The sequence below is a fragment of the Lactobacillus colini genome (genome assembly GCF_017874575.1).
Taxonomy (GTDB): domain Bacteria; phylum Bacillota; class Bacilli; order Lactobacillales; family Lactobacillaceae; genus Lactobacillus; species Lactobacillus colini.
In genome coordinates, this window is sequence record NZ_JAGGLU010000012.1 from 18,549 (window position 1) to 44,978 (window position 26,430).

Genomic DNA, 26,430 nt, shown 5'->3' on the forward strand with positions numbered 1-26,430 from the left:
GCAATGTAATCAAAAAGTGGACCAAATAGAAAAAGCACCCCTGAGGGTGCTAGGAAGGAATTAATTATGGATTGGAATGTAATTAATGCTGGTGCTGCATGGACGGGAGCAATTTTAAGTATAGGCGAGTTAATACTGCATTTAAAAGAGGTAAAAAATAATAAACCTATATTTAAGTTTAAAACACAAGAAGATTATCCTTGCTTAAATATTCCCGAAGAAGTATGTAGTAACCGTTTTGGCGGACCTCACTTATCACTGAATATTGTCATTAGCAATATTGGCAATAAAGATGGAACTATTGAAAAGGTTACCTACTGGCTCCCCAAGGAACACAGATGGATGCCGACCCTACCAGACAGATTTCACTTAAACTATGCTTACATAAAATATGCAGATAATCTAAATATACCTGCACAAACTGTCCGTTTTAAAGAATTTGAAAACTATATATTCCCTCAACAAGTAATTTCTAACGGAACATTGAATATTCATTTGTGCTTACCGCCCAATGCGGTTCTTGAAAACCAACAGGCTAGAATTAAATTTACTTTTCCTCGTGGCGAGCATATACAGGATTTTCAATTGTTATCTCCCGAAAATTTTCTTCAAAACGAGGAATATAAACTAATTGAATGGCGTCCACCTCTTTTTCTGAAGAGTAAGAAAGAACATCATTAATTGTATTAAGTATTAATTGACGATTAATTTCATCCGGTCTGTACTCTTTCATAGCTGTTTTTGACTCAGAAGTATTACCAGTTTTATCAGCCAATTTTTGAAAAATATTATGTAAGAACTCTTTCACTTTAATTACCCACTTTCAAACTGATCTACTATAGGTAATCATATCAATAGCTTTAATAGATAGTAGAACATTTTTATAGATTTGCATTGTTCGTGTTTTAAACCCGTCGATTTCGACTGATTTATAAAAATAATCTCACTATTTATTGCTACTATTAGCTTGCATCATTAATTTTAGTAATAAGCTTAGTAATAGTATTAGCAACTTTTACTTTTATTTCACAAGTCGCATCAAAAGTACTAGAAGATTACATTTCTAAGAATACCGGCTTTCAATTTTCTTAACTCTTTCAATTGTGTCTTTGGGGTGTTTAATAATTTCAAATTCTACTCCATCTATCAATGCATACAAGTTGTGAGGTTTATACCCTAAAATTGCTTCAAACAGTGGATTATTATTTACTCTTTCTTCACCTAAGTCAATTATTGACATATTTGAAGCTGTAAGATACTTATTCTTTCCGTCTTCTTTTGTAAAAAATATTACTAATTTTTGATACAAAATACCCACCTACTTTCTGCTCTCATTATACCAGAGTTCCGGCAACTAAATAAAAAAGCACCCCGAAAGGTGCAGAAAGGATACATTAATATGAATGATAAAAACAAAAATATGGAAGAAAAGCCAAAAACAGTGTTGCGTAATGACAGCTTTGATTGGAGCATTCCAGTTCCTAGAAACGTTGCAAAGAAGAACAAGATGAAAGCTAAAAAAGAAGAAGCAAAGAATGACCTAAAAGACAACTAGTCTTTTAGAGTTGCAACTATAGCAATAAATTTCTGCTCAAAATTACAAAATTGCAGAACATCGTATTTATCTTGAAACTCCTCGGTTTGTATTTCTTTTATCAGGTCGTCATACTGCGGTTGAACGTCATCAAATCCAGGCTGAATTGTAATTGAATACTTACTGTATTTGTCATTCGAAATGCCTCTTCTCCACCCAAAACCCTGTGGCTTATGGTCAAAGTCATATAAGAATACACGCTGATATTTGTGCCCGTGAAGATCAAAAACATCTTGCCAAACAGTTTTAGAGCTCCTGAAGCTTTGACCAGTATTGCCACGAATTTTATTAATCATTTTGTAGAATATATTATTTATCTTCTTGGCAAAAACTACTGTAAATAATACAGAACCCAAAATTGTTACTAACATTGTCACTAAGGTTAGTAATGACCCGCTTAGCCATAACTTTAGCATACTTTCAACAGCTAAGTAGAGTACTAAATCTAACATTGAAAATATAATAGCTAATGCTTTCTCTCTGCTACTTCCTTGCTGGGTAGTATCAACCGCATCTAATTGTTCTGCAATTATATAGTTAATCATACCTACTCCACCAACAGTAAGTAGTACCGAGAACATTTCAATAAAAACTTTATACATTTTAATCCCCCCTAGACTTTTATTGTACCAAGAAAAAAACGCCTACCTTGAAATGGTAGACGCAAAAAAATCTATAAATTTAGCTTCATACGGATGTTCCGTAGTTGTATTATATCAAGGAGTATTTAAAATGCCAAAAAGAGATAAAAATATCAAAGTTGTCACCCTTAAAAGCGGTGAAAAGCGGTATAAATTTAATACTTACGTCGGCTCTGTTGCTGTACCCGGAACGAGAAAAAAACAGCGCGTTTTTAAATCTGGAACATTTAAGACGTACAATGAAGCTAAAGTAGCATATGATAAAGTTCGCGCAGATGGTGTAGGTCATAACTATGCTGCTTCAAAGCAAAAGACGGTTGATGAAGTCTATCAAGAGTGGGTAAAATATTATGAAAAGAGTGTTACTGGCGGAACTTATCATGTAACTACTAGGAATTATGAATTGCACATCAAACCTGCATTAGGCGATATGTACATTGACCAAATAGAATCAAGTGCTTTTCAGCAATGGGTAAACGAACTGGCAGATAGTATAGTAAACTATAAAGCTATTATCGCTGTTTTTAACAGAATTTATAAATATGGAATTATAAAGAAGTATTGTCTGCCACAAGATAACCCTATGTTTTATGCCCTGATTCCTAAAAAAGGCAAAAAAGGTAAAGATACGAAAGATAATTTTTACACATTGTCAGAACTAAAAGAATTTTTAGAAGCGGCAAAAAGTTATAGCTACAGGTCGTATGTATATTTTTATCTAATAGCAACAACTGGTATGCGTAAGGGAGAAGCTAATGCTTTAACGTGGTCAGATGTTGATTTTGAAAATCAAACTATATCAATCACTAAGACAAGAACAATTGATAAAAATAATAAACAGATAACTAAAAATGGTACGAAAACCCCTAATTCCACACGAAAAGTCGTTATATCTACTAGTGTTACCAAAGAATTAAAAAAATATAAAGCTATTACTCAAACTGATAAGACTGATTTAGTATTCCACATTAGATACCATGCTCTGTCTAAAGGATATCCATCTGACTGGCTAAAAGTTATATATAGGAATAATCCAACATTAAAAGTAATAACCCCACACGGCTTTAGGCATACATTTGCTACCATCATGAGAAACAGTAGTAATGTCAAAGACCTGGACGTGCAATTTTCGATGGGTCATGATAGTATATCAATGACTAATCACTATACACACAAAACCGCAGAAGAGTCGCAAAGAATACTTGAAGCACTCAAAAAAATGGACTTATAAATTTCTTTTCAAACTTTTTTCGAATTTTTAAGCATTAAGTCCATTAAAACAATTGATATATAAGCATTTATCAAAAATATATCCTAACCTAGCCGTTGTACATATATGGCACAGCTAAGCCAAAGCCAACTCCCAAGACTAAATTACCTACTGCTAAAACTGCAAAGCTGGGACTAAAACAAATAACTGCTAACCCAATTGCTACAACTCCAAAACCAATTGGAAAAATCTTGTCATGCAACTTCTTAAAGAAGAAACCGAACGAAGCACCAATAGGAATACTTACTAAATTCAAAATACCAGTTAAAAGTGAAAGTTCACTGATATTACCCAATCTTTCTTGAACTACAAAGGTTGGCAATTTGAAAGAAACTGGCATATAGAACAAAAAGATTAGGAACATTAATATTGAAATTAAAACTACTTTGCCATTAATATGTTGTTTGGTCTGCTTGTTATGACTACTTTCAGATGACTTAACTTGCTTAGGATCTTTATGAAGTGGCACGAATAAAGTAAACAAAATTAAGACTGGAATAACTAAGAAGTAAATTGCAAAGGCTGCATGCCATGATAAGGTAATCAAATAACTGATTAGGAATGATGCAATGGCAGCACCTAACCCACCCATTACATTTTGAAAGCCAATCATCGTTGCTAGCTCATCTTCATTTTTTGAATAAAATTGCGGAATTAAGCTAACAGCTAATGAATTAAATAAACCAATTCCTGCACCAATTAAAAATCTTGAAATCAAGACTAAACTGTAGACTGAATTATACATTGGGAAGGTCCCGGCTAAAAGCGTCACTATTAATCCTAAGATAATAGTTGCCTTCTCACCAATAAATTTAATTAAGAATGGACTAATTAACAACCCAATAACTATACCGATGTTAGGAATAGTAGACAAAGTTTCTACTCCAGCCTTGTCAACACCAGGAAAGGCATGATACATCAGCGGCAGCGCTGGCGAAATTGCTGGGGCCATCATCAAGAATAGAGAAATTGACAGCAGCGATACCTTAAAGATAATGTGATCTTGAATTTGTTTCTCTTTCATCATTTTACCTCACATTATTTATCCATATGTCTTCTAAAGAACTCTGCCTCTTCGTCATTAGCCTGACTTGCTAATTCATCTTTTTGATTAATCAAGAATACGTGAGGTTCAGGGTGTTCTTCATCGCCAAATGATTTGCAGATAACTTCAATTCCCTTCGCTCTTAAAAAGCCATCTAAACGAATCGAACAATCATGAATAAAGTCTCGATTAGCAGTAGTAATAAATGTTGGTAAGAAATCAGCTGTAATATATTCTTCAACGTGCAGTTGCTTCATTTTTTGAGGATCATTTTGGATATTTTCGTTAAAGTAAGCAGCCGGGGCACCTGTCATTAAGCCATTTTCTACATCTGTAATAAAAGTTGCTGGGCTATTTAATGCAACTGCTCTAAATTTTAAGTTTGATAAGTCATAGCCCATTTCCTTGCGATAAGCTGGATTAGTCAAAATAGCTGTATACTGTTCAGCCATTTGACCGCCCGCTGAGTCACCAATTAAGAAGACATTGTTTCGATCTAAATTATATTCATCAGCATGCTCATCAACCCACTTGATATAGTCAACTACTTGGTCAAGTTCTCCAGGGTATTCAACTTCTGGTGCTAACTTATAGTTAGGATTTACAAAGGCAAAGCCACGTTTAGCCATCCCTAAACCGTAGAATTGGTAGGTTTCCTTGGTTCCATAAACGAAGCCACCACCATGAATATTAATAATTACTGGAATCTTGCCTTCAACATTCTTCGGTACATAAAGATCAAGCAAATTCCACTTTTCATCAGGACCATATTGCAAATCATTATATCTTTGAACTTCAGGAATTTCTGTTGGCAAGCCTGAGTCACGCTTATCATCATTTTTCTTCCAATTTATTCTAATGTCACTAACTAAATCTATGACTTCTTGCTTCATCATTTTTTCTTCCTTTCTGTATTCGCTTACATTATATGCAAAAAAAGATGCCACAAAAAGTGACATCTTAGCTAAAAACTGGCGCCAGTTAGCCAATTTATTTGTCTAAATTTGTTTTATTTAATTTCCGCTTAAAATCAGAAGCTGTTATCCCATATAAATTATTAAAAGCACGATTCATTGTCCGAATGCCTGAAAAACCATTATGCAAGGCAATTGTTGTTAAGTTGCCCACTTGACCCAATAAATCTTGGCGTGCATTTTGAGCACGTACATTATTAATATAAGTTTCAACGGTTATTCCCATCTCTTGCTTAAAAAAGCGAGCTAAATATTCCTTTGAAATGTTGCATTTTTGAGCTATATCATCTAAAGATATCCTCTCTTGATAATTACTATTAACGTATTGGGTAATAAATTGCAGACGATTAATAATATAAACTTTCTTAGGAGAGGTGCGATGACTATCTTGCTGCTTAATACTAAAATATTCTAGCAGCAAAAATAACACTTGATCTACTAATTGCACTAAGGCTAAATTTTTTAACTTAGAATCTGTTTCATAAATTGTTATTATCTGAGTAAGCAATCCCTGCATCTTGGCATAGGCTAATCTTTGCTTAGAGTTCAGTTTGTCATACTCATTTATTTCAATTAACTCATGCTCTATGTCAGGATAATACTTATAGACATATTCATAAGGAAAAATTATTGATATTGCACGCTCTCCCAACCTACTCTGTGTGGCAATAGAATGAATTTCTTGGCTATTTACTACCAAAAGCTGTCCTGAATCGGTAGTATAATGACATTTTCCAATAACAAAGTCATCTATTTGACCATATTGTGTAAAACTCAATTCAATTCCACGGTGCCAATGTGGCGCAATATACTCTTGAGTAGTACTATTTTCAAAAATGTGCAACCAGATTGGCAGAGGATCTGTAGTTTTTACAATTTCATGACTATTTCGTGTCATTACAATGCTTCCTGATTAATTTTAAGCAGCAAATTATATAAGGCACCATAAATATTAGCATCATTCTTAAATTTAGCAGCAACTATTTTTACTGGTATTAAAGTCTTAGTAATTAATTCATGACTATGGATTAATTTTTGATATTGATTGTTTATCTCTTCTATTACAATTGGTTGAGCGCTAATTCCGCCACCAATAGCAATCTTTTCTAAATCAATTACTGACTGAATATTAAAGATAATGCCTGCGATATTTTGACAATAATTTTTAAAAATGTCCTGGGCTTTTTGATTACCAGACTCAATTGCCTTAAAGGCCGCTAAACCATCTTGAAGATCTTGATTACCAACAGCTTGATTAACTCGACTAATCATTCCTACAGCTGAACCAATTGTACCAGCATAACCATTAAAGTCATCTTGGTTAGGATCAACCCGCATAAAACTAATCTCACCAGCTTGAGCATGCTCGCCAGCTACTAACTTACCGTTTACTATTAAGCCGCCGCCAACACCTGTCCCCAGGGTTAAGGCTCCGCAATTGTCTAAGTCCTTCAAATTACCTAACCAATTCTCTGCTAGAACGCTCGCCTTGCCATCGTTAATCCCGGCTACTGGAATGTCAAGATCTTGATATCTCTTGCCTAAGTTAATCCCATCAATAAATGGTAAGGCTCCGCCTAAATAAATCGTGCTATCGACAATGCGACCCGGAGCACAAAATGCAATTCCTTTAATTTGACTATGATATTTATCGACAATTTTATCAATTTCATTTAAAAAATCTTCTTTATTTTGAGCTGTTTTTACTTTATCTTGCTCTAAAATGTTACCAGCCCGATCCAACAAGGCATATTTAATATTTGTACCACCGATGTCAATTCCTAAATAATTCTTCATAATTTCCTTCTCCATCTTTCTAAATTATGCGCTTACATTGATATTTTAGAGGTACTTTTATAAACTAACAAGCTAAATATTGACATATTTTAGGCGTAATAGCACTTTTTATTTTCTAAACCAAGAAAATATTCCATGCTTCTTTTTTTCACGTTCTTGTAGTAACATCTCTTGTGTTTTAGCTACAGCATCCATTGTTTTTTTGTAAGCTATCATTTAAATTCTACTGTTTTACATTATCGCTTGTTATCTAGCTTTCTTCTTTTATTTCCGCCTTCGCCAAAAATATCTATTGCTTGAGCATCTGATATTGTAAGTTAAACTTAATTATAATTTTAACAAAAAATGCCCCCTCATCGGAGACATTATATTTCATATTATGCCATATCTACAGCAGTTTCATTAGCTTCAGAGCTAGCCGCACCATCTAATTCAAGAAGCTGTTGACCAACTTCTACTTTACCATTTCTAACTACTGTAACATTCTTATAATTTTTAGAATTAGTTACAACTACTGGAGTAGTTACTGGATAGCCAGCTTGCTTGATACTATCAATATCAAACTTGACTAATACATCACCAGCCTTGACTTTTTGTCCTTTTTCAACCATAGTTTCAAAGCCTTTACCTTGCAAGTTAACTGTATCCATACCGATATGCATTAAGATTTCAGCACCGTCATTAGTTTTCATTCCAATAGCATGACTAGTTGGGAAAGTCATAATAATCTTACCATCAGCAGGAGCGTGCAATACGCCTTCACTTGGTTCGATAGCAATCCCATCCCCCATCGCACCACTTGAGAATACTTCATCTTTAACATCACTTAATGCAACTGTTTCACCATTTAATGGACTTACTAAGCTAGTAGAAACATTCAAAGCTACTTCTGGAGTAGTTACAGCCTTAGTTGCTTGTTCAGCAGCTTTTTTAGCTTGTTTTTCATCGTAAGCTTCATCGACACCCTTTTTACCAAAGAATAATTGAAGTGCAAAACCAACTACAAAGGCAACAACCGCTGCAACAATTACACCAACAACTGGCGTCATTGATCCACCCTTAGGGTTAACATATGAAGGAATAGCGAAGATTCCCATTGAAGGAAGCATGTAGATAACTGAGCCAAATGCACCAATAATACCTCCTGATACAGCACCAGCAATACAACTTAAAATAAATGACTTCTTTCTTGGTAGAGTTACACCATAGATAGCTGGTTCAGTTACACCGAATAAACCTGAAAAGAACGCACCAAGAGCATTTTTCTTAAGACTTGGATCTTTTGTCTGTCTGATAATAGCAAGGACAACTCCGATTTGAGCATAACAAACCATACAAGTCATAGCCAAGATGGGATCATAGCCAAGTGAAGCTAAGTTAGCAGTAGTTACAGCTACAATTCCCCAGTGAACACCGAAGATAACGAGAACTTGCCATAAAGCCCCCATAATTACACCAGCTAAAATTGGACTAAAGTGATAAATTGCTGAAGTTACCGCACCAATTGCGTCACCTAACCAAGTAGTAACAGGTCCAATAACAATAAAGGCAACTGGTAAGGTAATAACCATGGTTATTACTGGAACTAAGAAAGTTTGAACAACTGACGGTACCCACTTCTTTGCCCAGTGTTCAATAATTGAACCAAACCATACTGCAAAGATAACTGGCAAAACAGTTGAAGTATAGTTCATTGTAATTACGGGAATACCAAAGAAACTTGTATGAATTTCTGAGGCAAATGGAGTCCCTTGGAAGACCGTCCCTAAAATAGTCTTACTTGATGCTAAAGCTACCATTGTTGGATAAGTAAGGACTCCACCAATTGCTAAACCGATAAACTCATTCATCTTAAATCTTCTAGCAGTCGTAACTCCTAAGAAGATTGGCAAGAAGTAAAAGATTGAATCACCAATTGCATAGAGAATTTGATAAGCACCAGAAGTTTTAGATAGCCAACCAAAGGCAGCAACCATAACAACTAAGCCCTTAATAATACCTCCAGCACTAAGTGGTGCCAAAATATCAGTAAAAATACCAGAAATTAAAGCAATCGCTTTATCCAAAAACTTAGTATTATCATCTGTATCGTCATCAGCAACCTGGCCTCCACCCGGAAGGTGTCCGACCTTTAAAACGGCATCATATACATCAGAAACTTCATTTCCAATGACAACTTGATATTGTCCGCCTGCCTTAACAACAGTTACAACACCATCTGTATCCTTTAAAACATCGTCATTGGCTTTAGATTCATCCTTTAATTTAAACCTTAAACGTGTAGTACAGTGGACAAGGCTATTAACATTAGCTGTCCCACCAACATTATCAATGATTGTTTTTGCTAAACTATCATAATTGTTAGCCATAATATTTCCTCCCTTTAGCAAAGCAAAACCCAAGCTAATGTATATAGAAAAATCAGGGGAAGTTTTTTCTATATACAATAACTTGGGTTAATGCCTAATCTAATTAGTAACACACCTTAGTGTATTGTTTAATTATTTACTTTCTTCTTGACGACTAGTCACACGCCAAATGTGTAACACTAAGTAGAACTTATCATCTGGCTTAAGTTCCCAGTCCATTTTTGAATTTAAAAACTTATCAATTCGCTCTACCGTTTCATAGGCATGATGATATTTAATCTTCATGAATGAAAGCAGTGATGAATCAAGTTCAGCAGTATCAGTTGGCTGATTCCTTAACAAGCGTACAAGTAGTGCTCTCAAGTGGGTAATAAAGCGACTATAATTAAATGAATCTGTATCCAATTCAATCTTATACTCATACTGAATAATTGAAATAATCCCATTAATTAAATTAGTAATCTGTACCGTTTCTTGAACTTGAGAATCGTCAGATTCTGCATTAACTAAGTGATAAGTCATCAGGACCATTTCACTAGCAGGTAATTCAATATCCATCTGATTATTGATAAAATTAATAACCTCATTAGCAGCCCTAAACTCTTTAGGGAATAAATTCTTAACTTCCCAACGAGTATTATTAATATTAACATCAATATTATCCTTAGCCCGTGTAATTGCAAAATCAATATGATCCGCTAAAGCCAAGTACTGCATACTGCTAAACTTTATATCAAGAAGTGGCTCTACTAACTGAACAACCTGGTTAGTAAGATCGAAAGTATCTGCCTTGATAGATTGCAATTGTTTAAAATCAACCTGGTCACTAGCCAAAACAAAACGTCTTTTTATGCGGCTTTCATCAATTTTGTCACCCATCTTCAGGCCAAAACCAATTCCCTTGCCTAACACAATCTCTTCTTTGTCTTCAGCATTTCTAACCAAAGCTGCGCTATTATTCAACGCCTTAATAACTATCAAATTCTCACTTCCTATCCCACTTACTCTACAAAAAAAGCTACCACAAATAAGCACACTAAACAATACTTATTATGTAGTAGCTAAGACCTGATCGAATCAGTTATCCGCTTCTCTTTACCTAAATATAATATCACAAATGAAAACGGTGTCAAGTTATTTTTGTAAATGTTTTCAAAAAAACTGGACTCCTCTAGAATCCAGTTTTTCAATACGTTTAAAGCTTGCTTAACTTATTATTGCTGTTAGTAGATACCTTATTTGAAAAGTCGTCCTTAACAGTTACAGTGTATGGGCTAGTTCCCTTTTGAACTACCTTATTATTAACTTTAATAGTTACTTTGCGACCTTTAGAGTCAACTACTTGACCACCTTTAGCTAAATTTAGCTTAGAAAGAGTAGAATTGCCAGTTACTATCCACTTAGAATTCTTATCAATATTCATTGTCAAAGGTGTTTTAGTTTTAGAACTTGATGTCGCATTCGAATTAGAGCTAATGCTGGTCTTACCTGTATAAGTAGACTTATTAAGTAAATAGAAGTTCAACTTAGAAATATTATCGACAACAATATTTCCCTTTAAAATCTGCTTGTTAGCAGTAAAGGTTAAATTAGCACCATTTTTGCCTTTAGTGCCCCAATTATTGGAATTATTACCAACAACTCTGAGTAATTAAATACTTACTTAAAAAACTTAATACAATCTTCAGCGCTTCTGGGCTAAAGAAGCCATCACCACCATGATCACTATTCTTTATTTGATAAAAGTCCGACTCTTTCCCGTATTTTCTTAAAGCTTCATATAAGATACAACTTTGTTCAAATGGCACTGTCCGATCTTTATTACCATGCATAATTAAAAATGGTGGAATCTTATTTTCTGCATTTATGTAAGTAATAGGATTAGCTTTTTGAACTAAATCATGATTTTGATAGATATTTTTGCTGCCAAAGAACTCCCCTTCAAAACTATGTGCTGTCACATGATCTTGAGTAGAAGGAACCTTATTCATTAAGCTAATATCCGTTGGTCCATAAAAATCAATTACTGCCTTAAATGCCAATGAATCAAAGTTAATATCTTCATCACTAAAAAACTGCTTATCCTCTGTGACACTAGCTAAGCTAGCTGTATGCGCACCTGAAGAATCACCCCAAGCTGCATAATTATTAACATCAACATGATATTCATAAGCATGGTTTAGCATAAATCTTGTAGCTGAATTTAAATCTCTAACCTGTACTGGAAAGGCATAGTTAGGTGCATAACGATATTCAACAATTGCAATAACATAACCATGCTTAGCAATTTCAGTTAAATGAGCCATATGTTCACCTAAGTTCTGTTTATGAAAAGCAGAGCCCTGAACATACATAATAAGCGGAAATTTGTCATCTTCGTTATTTACAGCAGGGACAATAATTTGTAAATGTAGTTTTTTCCCATCTTTAAGTGCATAAGGGACATTCAGGTTTAATTTAGGATATACATTTTTTAAATCTATATTTAAAATTTTCATTCCCTCTGGAGCTGCTTGTGATGCAGGGAACTCTTCATAGCTTTGTGATAAAGGTTCCACATAATCATTTGGCATTTTTGCTAAATCTTTTTCTTTCATAAAGTGTTGTGTTTTCACAATAAACTTCTTTCTAACTAGTTATAGAAATTGTTTAATTACTCATTAACTTCTTAGTCAGCTCATAATTTTTGATGTGAGTTGTATATTTTGGTTGTTTAATATTTTGAGAATTTTCTCTTACCCAGGCTAGTACAAGTTCAGATAGTTCTTCAGTCATTGGAAAAGAGGCTTCAATTTGCATTTGAGTAATCCCATCAACATGAACACCTGCTGTAACACATAAATTGCCGGGCAAATGTTTTTCAATTTTTTGAGCGAATTTTTCAGCTAAAAAAATATCTTTATGTATCCTGCCACTATGACTGGCAAAACGAATCTCTCCTTGTTCTTTTGTCTTACTATCCCAACTAACAATTCCACCAATATGAGGAACATCCCCACCAAATAAGTTAACTAATAAGTCTTGATTAATAAGCTGGCAAGCAGCAGAAATTGTATATCCTTCTTGACTAACAGTAAAAGTTTTTTCAATCATTTTTTCCACTCCACCGTTTACCAAAACTATGATCGATTCCTAAGCTATCTATTATTTTCATAGACTGGTGGTCAATAATATCCTGGATACTTTTAGGATGATTATAAAATGAAGGTATAGGTGGAATAATGTGCACTCCCAGCCTAGCAAGTTTAGTTAAATTCTCTAAGTGAATTGCAGATAATGGTGTTTCTCTAGGAACAATGATTAATTTACGCTGCTCCTTAAGCATTACACCAGCAGCCCGCATTATTAAATCACTGTCAAAACCGATAGAAATCCCTGCAACAGTTTTCATTGAAGCTGGTGCGATGACCATCCCATCAACCTTAAATGAACCACTAGCAATTGCTGCACCCATATTATGGTTATCATAAACCTGGTCTGCTAAAGCTATTACTTGACTAGGGCTATAATCTGTTTCAAGCTTAATATTTTCTTTAGCCCAATCACTAATTACCAGGTGTGTTTCTATGTCTGGTAATTTACTAAGCTTTTCTAAGATATCAATTCCATAAATACTTCCTGAGGCGCCCGTAATTGCGATAATTATTCTTTTCACTTAGATCATTCCTATCACTTATTTTAAATACTTCTTCCAGTCAGCAACTTCTTTAAATTTTGCTCGGTTAAATTGATCTTTCATATCAAATGGCACCGTGCCATCGACTATTGTCTTAGAGCTCATACCTTTCACACGAATAGATTTAGGATCATATTGGGGTCTTTCTGAAGGATCAAGTGGGTGATTACGCATCCCTGGTATACAAATGAAGTCTTGATCTGCTTGAAAACGAGTATTCATTGTCCATACAACATCATTCATATCAAAGATATCGACATCTTCGTCAACTAACCAAACAGTCTTTAACTCCTTGAAGGCACTAAAGGCTAAGATAGCTGCTTGTCTTTGAATTCCTTCATCAGCTGGTTCGTCCTTATGAATTTGCATAATCGTCATCAACTTACCACCACCTGCTGGTGGGTTGTAAACGTTAACTACCTTACCCGGAATAGCCTTATCTACTAATTCTAGAATCGAAGCTTCAGTTGGAATACCAGCCATAGATACATGCTCTTCACTAGGTCCAATTACTGATTGCATAATTGGATTAGTGCGGTGAGTTACCGCGGTAACCTTAATAACATTTAAAGCTGGATTGGCTAGGCCATTGTAGCCTGGAAATTCTGGCATTGCAAAACCGGTATGAGTATTAATATCTTCTTGAATAGTTTTATTAGGCATAATATAACCTTCCAAAACATATTCACTACGTGCTAAAGCTGTTTCATCAACACTAACACCATCAACCAATTGCACTGGTTCTTGACGTAAAGCCCCGGCAACATCTAATTCATCATAACCTAATGGTGTTGTCGGCGGTTCAAATGTCGCACCAATCGTAACTGCTGGATCAAGGCCAATATTGATAGTGATTGGCATCGGCTTATTAAGCTTTTCAAATTCTTTTTGGAAATAACCAATATGACGACCGCCAGGCATAATATAAATACCTAAGGTATCTTTATCTTCTAATACCATTCTGTGAATAGTCACATCTGTCATGGTCTTATCAGGGCTTGAGCCCTTAACTAAACCACAAGTAATATAAGGACCCGCATCGTAAGGAGTATTAGTAGGTGCAGGGACTAATTTTCTAATGTCAAAATCTGGATCGGTTGCTAGGTGAACTTCTTGTTGAACAGGTGCATCTTTTTGATCAACTTTAATTGGGTGAACTGGATTTTCAACAGCATCCTTTAAAAAGCGGCCTAATGTCTTGTAATCATGATGTAGCATTTTTCCAACCCGCTTGCGACTAGCCATCAGTCCAATCAAAACACGACTATTTGGAAAGCCTTTCACATTATTAAAAAGCATTGCTGGACCTTCTTTAGTTGGTCTTTCAACAGTTCCACCAGCTCCAATATAACGATAAACACCAGATATTTCAGCATCAGGATCTATTTCAACATCAGTTTCATGAAAATCTTCTGGGTTATCTTTAATTTCATTCAAGACCTTACGTAAGTCCCATGGATCTTTAGGTAATTGAGTCATATAAAACACTCCTTTGATAAATTAATTATCTTTATCATAGGAGCATTATAGAGGTGCATCAATTCCAACCATTAATCCAATTATTCCAATTGGGAATTATTATTTTTTTAAAAAGTTCCACAAGTTGTTCAAAGCTGCAAAGTTAAGAGTCTTCTTTTTAATGAACATTAAATTACCATTAATTGTAGGAGTTATCTTTCTAACTGCTACTCCTTGCCATACTGGCAACGAATCCATCATAATTGCAACACCTTGTTTATTTTTGACCATTTCTAAAATCGAAGTTACTCGATCACTAACGAAGGTAATCCGAGGTTCAAATCCAGACTTACGGCATAACTTGATAACAGGTTCTTGTAATAGGCTATCTTGATCAAGAGAGATAAAATTTCTATCTTTTAATTCGCTAATATTAATTACTTCTTGTTGAGTCAGCACATCATCATCAGGTAGATAAAGTTTAAATGATTCCTGCTTAATGTCGATCTGGTTAAAGCTTGCCGGTAACTTATCAATTTTTCTAATAAAGGCTAAGTCAAACTTCCCAGCTAACAAATTGTTATAAATATCTGCAGTTTCACATTCTTTCAAGGTGATTTGCAATTCTGGATGATTTTGAATATAAGTTGTTATTTTTGTAAAAATATCATAATTTGCAATTGTTGGTATCGTACCGATAATAATCTGTTTACGTCTTTGAGCATCTAACTCTGTAAATTTCATATTCATCTGTTCATATTTAAGTAAAATAACTTCCGCATATGGCAGCATTACCTTACCATAATCAGATAAAACTACGTGCTTATTATTTCTAACAAATAAAGGATGACCGATTTCTTTTTCTAATGATTTAATATGCTTAGAAACACTACTTTGTGTAATATATAAATTTGCTGCTGTTTCTGAAAAATTCAACGTCTGTGATAAGTCTACAAATGTTTTTAACCGGTTTATCTCCATTAATCTCACCTACTATTCCAATTTAGAATAATTAAACTATCTTTTAGAATTGAGAGCAAGTACTTTAAAAAATATACTAGAAATGACTTTAAAGAAAAGAAGGTTATTATATGCCAACTGGTGTTATTATCAATGCTTCAGCGGTATTGCTTGGAGGTATTTTCGGAGGATTTTTTGGAAATAGGCTTTCTGAAGATTTCAAAGAAAAGTTAAATATGATTTTTGGTGCTTGTTCAATGGGTATGGGAATTTATTCTATTGCACCAATGAAAAATATGCCAGCAGTAATTTTTGCAGTTATCTTGGGAACGATTGTTGGATTATTAATTCATTTAGGTAGTATATTTAATAAAGGTGCTGTCTTAATGCAAAAGCCTATTACTCGCATGATTCCTACTGAAAACTTGACCATCTCACATCAGGAATTTGTTAGTTTAATGGTTACTGCAACTGTTTTATTTTGTGCTAGTGGAACAGGGATTTATGGTTCACTTGCCGAAGGGATGTCTGGCGACTTAACTATTTTGGTTTCTAAGTCAATCCTTGACTTCTTTACTGCTGCAATATTTGCTGCTAGCCTAGGTTATGCAGTATCAATTATTGCTATTCCGCAGTTAATTATTTTTGTCATTTTATTTTATTTAGCCAATTTTATTATTCCGTTTACTAACTCAACGATGATTTTTGACTTTAAGGCTTGTGGTGGATTTTTGATGCTTGCTACTGGCTTCAGAATGGTTAAGCTTAAGATGTTCCCAATTGCAGAAATGATCCCTGCAATGATTTTAGTTATGCCACTGTCATGGTTGTGGATGAACGTTATCACTCCCTTAATTCATTAGTTCATGCTAAGATTTGTTAATTTTAGACTCAAAAAATACTTATATGTAATAAAACCTTGAAATTCATTTGTTCGAATTTCAAGGTTTTATTTATGTTTAGCTTTAGCCGCCTGTACTTTGATAATCTTTAATAAAGATTTTCCAAAGTTGATAAATTATTAAGAAATAAACAATACATACAAGTGGGATTATTGCTTTTCAATTAATTTATATACTCCTCATGATATAATTGCATTAACCAGTTTACCTAACCGCTTACATTGATCATGATGACTCAGTAATCACGACTTTTTTAATGTTATTACAGCAATAATTAATGTAAATCTAGGGATACTGGCTGACGCTAGTGCAATTTTTTAGGTATCAAGGACATTAAAGATCATGATTTTAAAAAGAATACAATGGTTAAAGATACAATGGATACTATTAATAATATTCTTAATTTCCCATTTTTGGACTAATCGAAACTTTACCCCAGAGCTTATATTACTAACTTCCATGCAATTAAACTATGGTTTTAAAAAGAAAGATATCTTATTAACCTCAGGAATTATAATTTTAACATTAGCTTCAGTTATTAAATTTCTTTCTTTGGTTTTAAAATGAACTACGTCTGGAATAAATTAGAAAGTGTTTAGGATTCAGCTGAGAGCGTCTCTGATGAAACCACCTTTTCTACTCAAAGTCAGCTTGAAGGACTCTTTTGACACGCTCTATCCAAATTCTACTTTAGTCAATTCTTCTAATTTAGTAACTAATTCATCTTGTAACTTTTCATCATCAGCACGATTATCATATCTTTCTAACTTACGATGATAATAATAATTTCCTGACTTATGCGCCAACTCGTCGTCGCTTTCAGCTAACCAAACTTGACTCATATAACCCGCAGTCAAATCATCATTAGCACTACTACCACCCATTCTTGTAGGTACCCAACCCGGGTCAACAGCATTAGTTGCTATATTTGGAAATTCACGCGCTACTTTCTTCATTAATAGCGTTACTGCTAATTTAGAACCAGAATAATCTAAATTACTCTCTAAATTATTAATATCTAGTCTAGCACCTCTATGCATCCCCGATGAAACATAAATTAGACGCTCAGGCTTTTTAATTAAAGTGGTCAATAAATATGGTGCTTCAATATTCACACTATAGGTTAATTCAGGCGAAACAAGATATACACCTGCATTATGAATAATTGCATTAAACTTACCCCAAGCATTTACCTGCTTAGCAATACTCTTAACATCTTCTTGTCTGCTTAAATCTCCAACAGCAATTCCTTTAACTTGAGGTAGATCTTGCTTTAACTTAACTGCTTTTTCCTGATTTCTAGCATGAAGATAGACATCATGTCCATCTTCAATTAACTTTTTTCCTGCTAAAAATCCTAAACCAGTTGTTGATCCTGTAATAAAAATTTTCATACTTTTCTCCTAAATATAAACAAAAAGGCTGCCCATACTTATGCTTACGCATCTATATAAACTAGCCTTCTTATATAGGAACTTTAATTGACTAAAAAATAAATTGTTACTTACTTAAATCTTCACCGTTAGAGGCAATAACCTTCTTGTACCAGTAGAATGAATCCTTAGGCATTCTCTTCAAGCTACCTTTACCTTCATCATCGCGATCAACATAGATAAAGCCATAACGCTTACTCATTTGACCAGTACCTGCAGATACTAGGTCAATTGGGCCCCAAGTAGTGTAGGCGATTAAATCTACACCATCATCAACGGCCTTACCCATAGCAGCAATATGTTGTGCTAGATAGTCAATTCTGTAATCATCATGAATCTTGCCATCTTCACCGATCTTATCAACTGCACCAAGGCCATTTTCTACAACCATCATTGGAATTTGGTAACGGTCATACATTACTTCAAGATAGTATTGAAGACCTGTTGGGTCAGTTGCCCAGCCCCATTCAGAATAATCAAGGTATGGATTCTTGGCACCAGCTGCGAAGTTACCACCAACCTTATCCTTTACTTCATGGGTGGTAATTACATTACTCATGTAGTAAGAGAAGGTGTAAATATCAACTTTTCCTTCTTTAAGGATCTTCTTATCTTCTTCAGTAATGTCTAAATGAACATTGTGTTCATCCCACAATCTCTTAGAATAAGTTGGATATTCACCCTTAGCTTGTACATCACCACAGTAAAGAACGGTTTGTTCCATTGCATAACGGGTTGCTAAGACATCCTTAGGATCTGGAGTCATTGGGTAATCCAAAATACCACAAATCATATTACCGACAACATAATTAGGATCAATTTCATGAGCTAACTTAACAGCTTTAGCAGAAGCTAAGAATTGATAATGTAATTTTTGATAAGCATGTTGGAAAGTAGCATCATCAGTAACATTATTACCAAAAGCAGAAAGCATTAATAATGTTGAGTTAATCTCATTGAAAGTTAGCCAGTATTTGACTAATCCCTTGTACTCTTCGAACAATGCCTTAGCATACTTAACATACATATCAATCATTGTCCGATCTTGCCAGTCATTATACTTTTCACTTAAATATAATGGATCTTCATAGTGAGAGATAGTAACAATTGGTTCAATACCATACTTCTTGCATTCTTCAAAGACTTTACGATAGAAGTCGAGACCTGCTTGATTTGGCTTTTCTTCGTCACCTTTAGGAAAAATACGAGTCCAAGCAATTGAAAGACGAAATGTAGTAAAACCCATATCAGCAAACATCTTAATGTCTTCTTTGTAGTAGTGATAAAAGTCAATTGCTACATGATTAGGGTAGTAACTGTTAGGATCAATTGCACCCTCAGCTCCTTCAGGAAGCCCTGCGCCTGGCATTGCTGGAACCTTTCCTAATTCACCATTTAATTTATAAGTTAAGTATCTTGGTGCCTCTAAACTACCGGAAGTAGTAATATCAGTTACTGATAGTCCCTTGCCATCAACATCATAGGCACCTTCAATTTGGTTAGCAGCTGTTGCGCCACCCCATAAAAATCCTTTTGGAAAACTCATCTTTTATTGCTCCTTTTTAATTAAAAATAAATTTATCAAATCCTCTTGTTATTAGATACCGTAATACACTCTCAAGCATTCTTATTTAATCTACTAGATATTTTTATCTATAATATTTGATAAATTTTACAAAAATATAGTATCATCAAATGTAACCACTTTCAAGTAAAAAGATAAATTTTTTTGATATTAATGATAAAATTATCTATAAGAAAGGATGCTATATATGATAGATATTAAAAAGTTTTTCCCAAAGAATCTGAATCTTTCACCAACAGATGAAAAGATTTACAAATACATTGTTAAATATCCAGAAAAAATGCAATATATTACAATTGAGAAGGTAGCTGGCAATTTGCATACTTCAGTAGCTTCTGTTCAACGTTTCTGTAAAAAAATGGGCTATTCAGGTTTCAAAGAATTTAAATTTCAACTAAAAAGCTATTTAATTAATAACTCTCACCACAGCAATTCCGAACAAGGAAGATACCTTAACGAATATATTTCAGTCGTTAAGCAATTCAACAATATTGACAAAAAAGGGCTCTCTCTTCTCAAAAAAGCTCTTCACAAATCAGATAAAATTTTTTCCTTTGGCTTATTTTATTCTGGCCTTCCTGCTAAAATGCTGGCCTTTACTTTAATTGATCAAGATAAAACTGCTTTCGGCAGCGATAACTTGGTTAATATCTCACATTTAATGCCACTATATTCTAAAAATGACACGCTGATACTCTTTTCTATTACTGGTGAAGAGAACGACATCAACACTTACATCAATGATAATATTCAAAAATCAGATAATTCATTTTTAATTACTTTTAATCCAGATGCTTCAATTAAAAAATATTTTAGGCATACAATAGTTTTACCTGGCAAGAGCTTCGCTTATCGCTCACCTATTGATCCTCAATCATTATTTTGTTTATTCATTGAGATGCTCACTGCTAAGGAAGAATAAAAATAAAGGGTATATCTACTAAGCGACGCTGATATACCCTTTTATTTGTCCTTTTCTACTTTAAAATAGTTTCCTTTTTCATCAACTATGCCTTTAATATGATAGTTCTCGGTATTGCTAAGCTTAACATTACCCAGGTCTATTTCACCATAGGCCTTTTCTGTATCAGTAACTTTTACATCAGAAAAGGCACTTTGGAAAAATTTTCTAATAATTTTAGTCTTAACACTAACATCTTTAGACTTTTCATAAGCTGCTGCTAGTGTAAAGCCTTGATCTAAGTGATCCTTAATAAAGCAAATTAAGAACACAGTTCCTAGACTATAGCGCCGAATACCTGACTCCTTATCTTCTATAGGTTTAATGTATCCTTTTTGTTCCCAGTAACGTAATTGTCGTGGAGAAACACCAATAATCTTGCTTACTTCTCCAATTCCGACACCTACATTTGCATAAAGTTCATGCAAAATTTTCTTTGTAATCATAGATTCCTACTTTCTACTTTCCATATTTATTTTAAATATTTTAGTGAAGTTTTTCAACACTCTAGTAAATTAATATTACATGTTTGTAAGATAATTTGACAAAGATTAAATTTAGGACTATAGTTTTAAACGATGTTAGTTTTTTTTAGAAAGAAGGAATTTAATGAATAAGCAACCTACAGATATTCATGGTAAGGCTTATAATCGCAACTTATTAGTTCTTGTTTTGATTATTGGCTCGTTTTGTACCGTTCTTAATGGTACTTTACTAGCAACAGCTCTACCATCAATTATGAGATCATTTAAAATTAGTACAGCTACTGCAGAATGGCTATCCACCGCATTTCTTCTAGTTAATGGTGTAATGATCCCTATTTCTGCATGGCTAATAAATCGCTTTGGTTCTCGTAAGATGTATTTAACAGCGATGTCAATTTTCTTTATTGGCACTGTTATAGCTGCTGTAGCCCCAGACTTTCCCATCTTATTAACTGGGAGAATTATCCAAGGCCTAGGCGTTGGGGTAACTATGCCACTTTTGCAAACTATTATGTTATCAATCTTCCCTCCTGATAAGCGTGGTGCAGCAATGGGAACAGTTGGGATCGTTATTGGATTAGCACCAGCTATTGGACCTACTTTATCTGGTTGGATAGTCGATAATCTTTCTTGGCGTTATCTCTTTAGTATTATTGCTCCAATTGCGGGTATCGTCGTAATTTTGGCCTTCTTTTTGATTAAAGATGTTTTACCTACTAAAAAAGAAAAAATTGATATTTGGTCTATAACATCTTCTACTTTAGGGTTTGGAAGTTTACTATATGGCTTTTCAGAAGCTGGTAATAAAGGCTGGACTAATCCAGAAATATTAGCTTTTATTGCTGTTGGTATTATTTTTGTTATCTTATTTGGTATTCGCCAAATTCACATGGAGCAGCCATTCTTGGACATTACGGTCTTTAAACATTTTGAATTCTCACTTGCTGCTGTACTTAGCGGTATCACTAACTTAGCAATGGTTGGGATTGAGATGGTCTTACCGCTTTATATCCAAAATCTACGTGGTATTTCTGCTTTCAAGTCAGGCTTAATGCTTCTACCAGGGGCTTTGATGATTGGATTGCTATCTCCGATTACAGGACGTATCTTTGACCGCTATGGTGCAAGAAAGATGGCTATTAGTGGCATGGTCTTATTAACTCTAGGAACCATTCCTTTCGTATTTTTAACAAAAGATAGTTCCTTGACAATGATTACTATCTTATATGCCGTTAGAATGATCGGTGTTTCTTTAGTAATGATGAACGTTACTACTTCAGGTATGAACTCACTACCATTAAATAAGATCTCTCATGGTACTGCCGTAAATAACACTTTTAGACAAGTACTTAGTTCTATCGGTACAGCTATCCTAGTGTCTGTCTTAACTACAACCACTAATGATAATATGCCAACTAAGCATTTGCTTCACACTCTTCCTCTTCAATACAAATCTAACGCTATTAACGCTACTCTTGATGGGTTTAGAGCATCATTTGGAATTAGTATTGTATTCGCCTTAATTGCCTTAGGTCTTACCTTCTTCTTAAAAAAAGGTAATCAGTCTCGTCAACACAATGAGGAGGTTAAAGGTTAATGATTATTGTACTTTTAATAATTGCGATAATTTGCTTTATTTATTTTAACGTTATTCCAGGTAAGTTCCACACTCCTGTAGCATGGATCTCATTAATTATTACTGGTCTATGCATAGTTGGAATTGTTGAACATGATTATAATCACTGGGGAATGAAAGAACAAACAACTACCGAAACACAACGCTTATCCTCTAGTGCCAGCCCACAGCTACCTATTTTGCTTTATCAGCCACTTGGTAATGGTACAGAGAAAGTTTATCTCTATAAAACAGCCGATAAGCCTAAGAAATTGCTCACTACCAAGACCGATAAATTAAAAACTACTGTTGTTAATAAAAATTCCAAAACAGCTAAAATTACTGTTAAAACTACACGCTATGTTTATAAAAGTAAGCTAGATACAATAATGTTTAGTATTTTTGGTCGTAATGAAGAATTAAAGGAACGCGAATATATCTTCTATCTTCCTAAAAACTGGCAAGTTCTTTCTGTTAAAAAAGCTAAACAACTACAAAAACAAATGCAACAACGCGCTGCATTAATGAAAAAACGACAAATACTTACAAATAAGTAACAAAAAGTAGGATTAAGCTAAAATCGCTTCAATCCTACTTTTTGTTAACTTTTAAGATTTAATTTGCTGGATTATATGGACTTTCGCCATATTCAACGTCATTTCTATCTGCGTATGCAGCTGCTTCAGGCAGATCTACTACTTCATTGCTAATAGTCGGACCTTTATTTTGCTGCTTAAGTTCATCATTTTTAGTATCATTATCATTCTTATAATAATCAATTGCTTTCTTAGCAGCATAAGCTACAGCGCCTAAACCTGCTATTGTCCCAGTAATACCAGCTGCTAATTTCCATGTTGATTTACTCATCAAAGACACCTCTTTCTCTTATTTTCTACTTTCATATCTAATTATAGTTGCACTTGTGGCTTTTTTCATCTAATATGGTTGAGAAATAATCTAGTTATTGGATCAGAACGTCAAAATGAAAAAAATTATACTATTAATATTTATCTTAATTTTTGTAGTAGGTTGTTCAAATTCTAAGGACAATCCAAATTCAAGAACTAATTCGCGTACCCAGCCTAGTGGCAATACTACCATTGTTAGACAATCAGTATCAGATAATAAATCCAATATCGATAAAAAATATCGTGGTCTGCAATTAATGTCAACTCCTCAAGCATTTAGAGGTACTTGGTATCGTAGTGATGCTAATTCTAAAGATACGCGCAAATTAATTATTACTAAACACCTTATAGACGATTCTGTCCTTTATAAAAAAGTAAGTAAAATTCGTCTAGATCATAATTCTGAAAAGCAAAATAAAGAATACGCTGGTAACATTTCTATTGGTCAAGTTGGAACAATAAAGGGCCGACAAAGCTTAAGTGTACGTGATGTTTTAGGAAGTGTTAGTATTATCTATTTGGTTGGCAATTTTAAAGGACATCCCTGTCTATATCTAGCATATTCATTTGGTGACTATGAGATACATGGCGCCCTATTTAAAAATCCTCAAACTGCCATTAAGTATCGCAAATATGATTTTTCCCAAGTTAAATAGTATTAATTCACAACTTAACTATCTTTTAGTAACACTTTTTCTAACTTTTGCTCGAATATTGGTAACCACTTATCTCGATAACCTGCTCTAGTAGGATGTATCGGATCAGCCATATAAAGGCTAGGTTGGTTTTTAAAATCTGGATCATGATATAGGTTTATTAATTCGAATTTCCATTTCTTTTTTAATTCTAAAGTTCGGTCAACCATTTTACCATAAAGTGGCTCTCCAAAATCTGGATTAGTAAAAATAATCACTGGACACTGCCAAAGCAGTTTAATCTCAGCAAGAATATATTCAATTGCGCCTGTAATTGTCTTAGTATCATAGTGATTATCACTAATCTCACCTAACTTCTTACTACCACGACGTACATCATTAGTTGACAGCTGCAATACAACAACTTCTGGCGCTGGATCTTTCAAGTCAGATTGGAAACGCGCAACATAAGAATCTCCTGCTGTAAAAGCGTCTATATTTACTAAAGTAGTCCCATTTTCAGCATCTTTAATTGCTTTCAGACCATCTCTTTTCCATAAAAAGTCAACAAAACTCTCTCCCAAACTTCCAAAGCCAAAAGTTACAGATGATCCTAAGAATAAAACTTGATGATTATTCAAATTACTAACTTTAGTTTTGATTTGATTAATACTATATTCCGGTGCATTGCCAGCTAGTTTAGAATATTGATTATAAATTTTAGCTCGTTCAGGGTGTGCTTTTAAATCTGCTGAGATCTCTGCCCTTGCAATCGCTGAGAGATCGTTTCTTTCTTCTAATAATGCTAAAAAGTCTTTCTTTTTCATTTTACTACCTTATATTTATTTAGTTCTAGCTATTAAGTGAAGTTTGTATCTTCTTGTAATAATTATAAAAATTACTAAAAAATTCAAATTGCGGAATTCTATCACTATGTTCCACAACATGAACGATAAATTCTTGAATGCCGTCAGTATTATCAATCATGGTATTATAGCTATCAATAGAGGGCTTAGCCTCTTTACCAAAAGTAATTGTTGAGTCAACTAGCATCTTAGTAGTATAGTATGCTAATTTTTGAGGTAGACTAAAAGCAGCAAATTGCCGTTGAAATTCATCACTTTGAAAAGCACTATTGACGGATATTACACTATCAGTAAGTAAATAAATTGTTGATTCAATAAGTTCTTGTTCACTATCCATCATAATTTTCACCTTCTTATTCCTACGCCCCAATCTTAGCATAAGTACCAGTATAATTAATACCCAATCCAGCAAAAAGCTTGAATTTATATTCTAAAGAAGAACTAAAAAGGCTGCTGATAATCAATTTCAGCAGCCCTTCCATATGAAAATATTATAATTTAAAACTTGCCATTCATAGTCTTTTCAAAACTTTTATTTAAAACTTTATTATTACTCTTGGTTAAATTAATCTTGTTACCAGCCACAACACTATCAACTAAAATAATTGGATTTTTATCGTATAAGCAAAATAAATATGTTTCATGTTTCTCTTTGCCTAAATCACGATTGTAAATAGAGAGCACTCGGTAATCATATTTATTATCCGCTTGTGGATCCCAACCAATATTAATTATTTTGTTATTTAAATAAAACTTTCCCTTCTTAAAAGTATCAGGATAAACACGGACATTATTAGCCTTAAGTGGGTGTTTGCCATCATATTTAGTATAAGTTATTTTTTGCTTTTTAGATATGGACTTCATGGCAGAGGTTAAATACTTATCCTTTTTTGTAGTCCAAGTAACTTTAGCTTTTTCTTCTAACTCCCTTTTTTTTAGTTCACTTTTTAATTTACGAGATTTAGCTGCTTGTTCACGTTTTTGAATAGACTTTTGTTTACTTTTTTCAATTGCCTTTTTGTCTTGACCAATAATTATGTTATTACCATCGTCTGATATTTTTATTTGCCTGCATCCCGTCATCATTGCAGATAAGGCAAGCATCATTGTACCTAATAGAACAACTTTTTTCATAATATTTTCTCCCAATTAGTATATTCCTTACATATAATCCTATCACTAAATGATAAGAAATTATGAATAAATTGCCCATTTTATTGACTAGGATTAACAATTAATGTATTCTATTATGATTT

28 protein-coding genes and 1 pseudogene are annotated in these 26,430 nt (G+C 33.9%); 8 read left to right on the plus strand and 21 right to left on the minus strand.

The features are described from left to right. Window positions 1-66: 66 nt before the first annotated feature. Window positions 67-681, plus strand: coding sequence for a hypothetical protein (locus tag J2Z60_RS08990; protein ID WP_209687366.1), 615 nt, complete (start codon window positions 67-69; stop codon window positions 679-681). Window positions 682-1,063: 382 nt separating this feature from the next. Here the strand turns inward: J2Z60_RS08990 and J2Z60_RS08995 are convergent, their stop codons facing one another. Then, window positions 1,064-1,309 carry a hypothetical protein gene (locus tag J2Z60_RS08995; protein WP_209687367.1) on the minus strand — a complete coding sequence of 82 codons (246 nt, stop codon included), beginning with the start codon at window positions 1,307-1,309 and terminating at the stop codon, window positions 1,064-1,066. Between the two features lie 90 nt (window positions 1,310-1,399). Between J2Z60_RS08995 and J2Z60_RS09000 the strand changes: the two genes are divergently transcribed. After that, the gene (locus J2Z60_RS09000) at window positions 1,400-1,555 is read left to right on the plus strand and encodes a hypothetical protein (RefSeq protein ID WP_209687368.1); all 156 of its coding nucleotides are present in this window, start codon (window positions 1,400-1,402) and stop codon (window positions 1,553-1,555) included. Here J2Z60_RS09000 and J2Z60_RS09005 read toward each other — a convergent pair. Next, window positions 1,552-2,196: a hypothetical protein gene (locus J2Z60_RS09005; RefSeq protein WP_209687369.1), complete on the minus strand. Its 645-nt coding sequence runs from the start codon at window positions 2,194-2,196 to the stop codon at window positions 1,552-1,554. The genes J2Z60_RS09000 and J2Z60_RS09005 overlap by 4 nt on opposite strands. Before the next feature lie 130 nt (window positions 2,197-2,326). Here J2Z60_RS09005 and J2Z60_RS09010 point away from each other — a divergent pair, with 130 nt between their 5' ends. After that, window positions 2,327-3,466, plus strand: coding sequence for a tyrosine-type recombinase/integrase (locus J2Z60_RS09010; protein ID WP_209687370.1), 1,140 nt, complete (start codon window positions 2,327-2,329; stop codon window positions 3,464-3,466). A 94-nt stretch (window positions 3,467-3,560) separates the two neighbouring features. On the opposite strand, the pseudogene J2Z60_RS09015 reads toward J2Z60_RS09010, so the two are convergent. The 12 genes and pseudogenes from J2Z60_RS09015 to J2Z60_RS09070 all read right to left on the minus strand — a co-directional run. Beyond that, window positions 3,561-4,529: pseudogene (locus tag J2Z60_RS09015) on the minus strand (MFS transporter); the annotation flags it as partial. A gap of 14 nt (window positions 4,530-4,543) precedes the next feature. Beyond that, a complete protein-coding gene (locus J2Z60_RS09020; RefSeq protein WP_209687372.1) occupies window positions 4,544-5,446 on the minus strand; it encodes an alpha/beta hydrolase in 903 nt (300 codons plus the stop codon). A 94-nt stretch (window positions 5,447-5,540) separates the two neighbouring features. Continuing rightward, complete coding sequence (locus J2Z60_RS09025; protein WP_209687373.1) at window positions 5,541-6,422, minus strand: AraC family transcriptional regulator; 882 nt, start codon at window positions 6,420-6,422, stop codon at window positions 5,541-5,543. Continuing rightward, entirely contained in the window at window positions 6,422-7,321 is a 900-nt protein-coding gene (locus tag J2Z60_RS09030) for an ROK family protein (RefSeq protein WP_209687374.1), read from the minus strand. Before J2Z60_RS09030 ends, J2Z60_RS09025 begins: the two co-directional genes overlap by 1 nt. Window positions 7,322-7,698: 377 nt before the next feature. Further along, window positions 7,699-9,690, minus strand: a complete 1,992-nt coding sequence (locus J2Z60_RS09035) for a beta-glucoside-specific PTS transporter subunit IIABC (RefSeq protein ID WP_209687375.1) — start codon at window positions 9,688-9,690, stop codon at window positions 7,699-7,701. 132 nt (window positions 9,691-9,822) lie between these two features. After that, entirely contained in the window at window positions 9,823-10,671 is an 849-nt protein-coding gene (locus J2Z60_RS09040) for a PRD domain-containing protein (RefSeq protein WP_209687376.1), read from the minus strand. 214 nt (window positions 10,672-10,885) lie between these two features. Beyond that, window positions 10,886-11,215 carry a hypothetical protein gene (locus J2Z60_RS09045; protein WP_209687377.1) on the minus strand — a complete coding sequence of 110 codons (330 nt, stop codon included), beginning with the start codon at window positions 11,213-11,215 and terminating at the stop codon, window positions 10,886-10,888. A 106-nt stretch (window positions 11,216-11,321) separates the two neighbouring features. Then, window positions 11,322-12,305: an alpha/beta hydrolase fold domain-containing protein gene (locus J2Z60_RS09050; RefSeq protein WP_342590249.1), complete on the minus strand. Its 984-nt coding sequence runs from the start codon at window positions 12,303-12,305 to the stop codon at window positions 11,322-11,324. A gap of 34 nt (window positions 12,306-12,339) precedes the next feature. Continuing rightward, window positions 12,340-12,783 carry a prenylated flavin chaperone LpdD gene (lpdD, locus tag J2Z60_RS09055; RefSeq protein WP_209687378.1) on the minus strand — a complete coding sequence of 148 codons (444 nt, stop codon included), beginning with the start codon at window positions 12,781-12,783 and terminating at the stop codon, window positions 12,340-12,342. Then, on the minus strand, window positions 12,776-13,345 hold the full coding sequence (locus J2Z60_RS09060; RefSeq protein ID WP_209687379.1) for a UbiX family flavin prenyltransferase: 570 nt from the start codon (window positions 13,343-13,345) through the stop codon (window positions 12,776-12,778). Before J2Z60_RS09060 ends, lpdD begins: the two co-directional genes overlap by 8 nt. 18 nt (window positions 13,346-13,363) lie before the next feature. Continuing rightward, window positions 13,364-14,845, minus strand: a complete 1,482-nt coding sequence (locus J2Z60_RS09065) for a UbiD family decarboxylase (protein WP_209687380.1) — start codon at window positions 14,843-14,845, stop codon at window positions 13,364-13,366. 99 nt (window positions 14,846-14,944) lie between these two features. Beyond that, entirely contained in the window at window positions 14,945-15,805 is an 861-nt protein-coding gene (locus J2Z60_RS09070; RefSeq protein ID WP_209687381.1) for a LysR family transcriptional regulator, read from the minus strand. A gap of 110 nt (window positions 15,806-15,915) precedes the next feature. Here J2Z60_RS09070 and J2Z60_RS09075 point away from each other — a divergent pair, with 110 nt between their 5' ends. Beyond that, window positions 15,916-16,647 (plus strand): DUF554 domain-containing protein, encoded by a 732-nt coding sequence (locus J2Z60_RS09075; protein ID WP_209687382.1) that lies wholly within the window; start codon window positions 15,916-15,918, stop codon window positions 16,645-16,647. Window positions 16,648-17,360: 713 nt separating this feature from the next. Here the strand turns inward: J2Z60_RS09075 and J2Z60_RS09080 are convergent. Together J2Z60_RS09080 and J2Z60_RS09085 are read right to left on the minus strand one after the other, a co-directional pair. Then, the gene (locus J2Z60_RS09080; RefSeq protein ID WP_209687383.1) at window positions 17,361-18,080 is read right to left on the minus strand and encodes an SDR family NAD(P)-dependent oxidoreductase; all 720 of its coding nucleotides are present in this window, start codon (window positions 18,078-18,080) and stop codon (window positions 17,361-17,363) included. Window positions 18,081-18,186: 106 nt separating this feature from the next. Further along, complete coding sequence (locus J2Z60_RS09085) at window positions 18,187-19,665, minus strand: glycoside hydrolase family 1 protein (protein ID WP_209687384.1); 1,479 nt, start codon at window positions 19,663-19,665, stop codon at window positions 18,187-18,189. 226 nt (window positions 19,666-19,891) lie between these two features. Between J2Z60_RS09085 and J2Z60_RS09090 the strand changes: the two genes are divergently transcribed. After that, the gene (locus tag J2Z60_RS09090) at window positions 19,892-20,626 is read left to right on the plus strand and encodes a MurR/RpiR family transcriptional regulator (protein WP_209687385.1); all 735 of its coding nucleotides are present in this window, start codon (window positions 19,892-19,894) and stop codon (window positions 20,624-20,626) included. A gap of 41 nt (window positions 20,627-20,667) precedes the next feature. Here J2Z60_RS09090 and J2Z60_RS09095 read toward each other — a convergent pair whose 3' ends face one another. Further along, window positions 20,668-21,111: a MerR family transcriptional regulator gene (locus J2Z60_RS09095; RefSeq protein ID WP_209687386.1), complete on the minus strand. Its 444-nt coding sequence runs from the start codon at window positions 21,109-21,111 to the stop codon at window positions 20,668-20,670. A 163-nt stretch (window positions 21,112-21,274) separates the two neighbouring features. On the opposite strand from J2Z60_RS09095, the gene J2Z60_RS09100 reads away from it, so the two are divergent. Continuing rightward, a complete protein-coding gene (locus J2Z60_RS09100) occupies window positions 21,275-22,747 on the plus strand; it encodes an MDR family MFS transporter (protein ID WP_209687387.1) in 1,473 nt (490 codons plus the stop codon). Further along, complete coding sequence (locus tag J2Z60_RS09105; protein WP_209687388.1) at window positions 22,747-23,322, plus strand: DUF4811 domain-containing protein; 576 nt, start codon at window positions 22,747-22,749, stop codon at window positions 23,320-23,322. Before J2Z60_RS09100 ends, J2Z60_RS09105 begins: the two co-directional genes overlap by 1 nt. A gap of 58 nt (window positions 23,323-23,380) precedes the next feature. On the opposite strand, the gene J2Z60_RS09110 is transcribed toward J2Z60_RS09105, so the two are convergent. Then, window positions 23,381-23,632, minus strand: a complete 252-nt coding sequence (locus J2Z60_RS09110) for a hypothetical protein (protein ID WP_209687389.1) — start codon at window positions 23,630-23,632, stop codon at window positions 23,381-23,383. Between the two features lie 115 nt (window positions 23,633-23,747). On the opposite strand from J2Z60_RS09110, the gene J2Z60_RS09115 reads away from it, so the two are divergent. Beyond that, complete coding sequence (locus J2Z60_RS09115; protein WP_209687390.1) at window positions 23,748-24,329, plus strand: hypothetical protein; 582 nt, start codon at window positions 23,748-23,750, stop codon at window positions 24,327-24,329. A 14-nt stretch (window positions 24,330-24,343) separates the two neighbouring features. Here J2Z60_RS09115 and J2Z60_RS09120 read toward each other — a convergent pair whose 3' ends face one another. The 3 genes from J2Z60_RS09120 to J2Z60_RS09130 form a co-directional block, all read right to left on the minus strand. Further along, complete coding sequence (locus tag J2Z60_RS09120) at window positions 24,344-25,135, minus strand: SGNH/GDSL hydrolase family protein (RefSeq protein WP_209687391.1); 792 nt, start codon at window positions 25,133-25,135, stop codon at window positions 24,344-24,346. A gap of 25 nt (window positions 25,136-25,160) precedes the next feature. Continuing rightward, window positions 25,161-25,514: a hypothetical protein gene (locus tag J2Z60_RS09125; protein WP_209687392.1), complete on the minus strand. Its 354-nt coding sequence runs from the start codon at window positions 25,512-25,514 to the stop codon at window positions 25,161-25,163. A gap of 158 nt (window positions 25,515-25,672) precedes the next feature. Continuing rightward, window positions 25,673-26,308 carry a DUF4767 domain-containing protein gene (locus tag J2Z60_RS09130; protein WP_245328780.1) on the minus strand — a complete coding sequence of 212 codons (636 nt, stop codon included), beginning with the start codon at window positions 26,306-26,308 and terminating at the stop codon, window positions 25,673-25,675. Between the last annotated feature and the right edge of the window lie 122 nt (window positions 26,309-26,430).

Coding starts and splice junctions, on each gene's coding strand:
- J2Z60_RS08990 (WP_209687366.1), top strand. CDS start 67: ATGGATTGGAATGTAATTAATGCTGGTGCTGCATGGACGGGAGCAATT.
- J2Z60_RS09000 (WP_209687368.1), top strand. CDS start 1,400: ATGAATGATAAAAACAAAAATATGGAAGAAAAGCCAAAAACAGTGTTG.
- J2Z60_RS09005 (WP_209687369.1), bottom strand. CDS start 2,196: ATGTATAAAGTTTTTATTGAAATGTTCTCGGTACTACTTACTGTTGGT.
- J2Z60_RS09010 (WP_209687370.1), top strand. CDS start 2,327: ATGCCAAAAAGAGATAAAAATATCAAAGTTGTCACCCTTAAAAGCGGT.
- J2Z60_RS09020 (WP_209687372.1), bottom strand. CDS start 5,446: ATGATGAAGCAAGAAGTCATAGATTTAGTTAGTGACATTAGAATAAAT.
- J2Z60_RS09025 (WP_209687373.1), bottom strand. CDS start 6,422: ATGACACGAAATAGTCATGAAATTGTAAAAACTACAGATCCTCTGCCA.
- J2Z60_RS09030 (WP_209687374.1), bottom strand. CDS start 7,321: ATGAAGAATTATTTAGGAATTGACATCGGTGGTACAAATATTAAATAT.
- J2Z60_RS09035 (WP_209687375.1), bottom strand. CDS start 9,690: ATGGCTAACAATTATGATAGTTTAGCAAAAACAATCATTGATAATGTT.
- lpdD (WP_209687378.1), bottom strand. CDS start 12,783: ATGATTGAAAAAACTTTTACTGTTAGTCAAGAAGGATATACAATTTCT.
- J2Z60_RS09065 (WP_209687380.1), bottom strand. CDS start 14,845: ATGACTCAATTACCTAAAGATCCATGGGACTTACGTAAGGTCTTGAAT.
- J2Z60_RS09070 (WP_209687381.1), bottom strand. CDS start 15,805: ATGGAGATAAACCGGTTAAAAACATTTGTAGACTTATCACAGACGTTG.
- J2Z60_RS09075 (WP_209687382.1), top strand. CDS start 15,916: ATGCCAACTGGTGTTATTATCAATGCTTCAGCGGTATTGCTTGGAGGT.
- J2Z60_RS09080 (WP_209687383.1), bottom strand. CDS start 18,080: ATGAAAATTTTTATTACAGGATCAACAACTGGTTTAGGATTTTTAGCA.
- J2Z60_RS09085 (WP_209687384.1), bottom strand. CDS start 19,665: ATGAGTTTTCCAAAAGGATTTTTATGGGGTGGCGCAACAGCTGCTAAC.
- J2Z60_RS09090 (WP_209687385.1), top strand. CDS start 19,892: ATGATAGATATTAAAAAGTTTTTCCCAAAGAATCTGAATCTTTCACCA.
- J2Z60_RS09095 (WP_209687386.1), bottom strand. CDS start 21,111: ATGATTACAAAGAAAATTTTGCATGAACTTTATGCAAATGTAGGTGTC.
- J2Z60_RS09100 (WP_209687387.1), top strand. CDS start 21,275: ATGAATAAGCAACCTACAGATATTCATGGTAAGGCTTATAATCGCAAC.
- J2Z60_RS09105 (WP_209687388.1), top strand. CDS start 22,747: ATGATTATTGTACTTTTAATAATTGCGATAATTTGCTTTATTTATTTT.
- J2Z60_RS09110 (WP_209687389.1), bottom strand. CDS start 23,632: ATGAGTAAATCAACATGGAAATTAGCAGCTGGTATTACTGGGACAATA.
- J2Z60_RS09115 (WP_209687390.1), top strand. CDS start 23,748: ATGAAAAAAATTATACTATTAATATTTATCTTAATTTTTGTAGTAGGT.
- J2Z60_RS09120 (WP_209687391.1), bottom strand. CDS start 25,135: ATGAAAAAGAAAGACTTTTTAGCATTATTAGAAGAAAGAAACGATCTC.
- J2Z60_RS09125 (WP_209687392.1), bottom strand. CDS start 25,514: ATGATGGATAGTGAACAAGAACTTATTGAATCAACAATTTATTTACTT.
- J2Z60_RS09130 (WP_245328780.1), bottom strand. CDS start 26,308: ATGAAAAAAGTTGTTCTATTAGGTACAATGATGCTTGCCTTATCTGCA.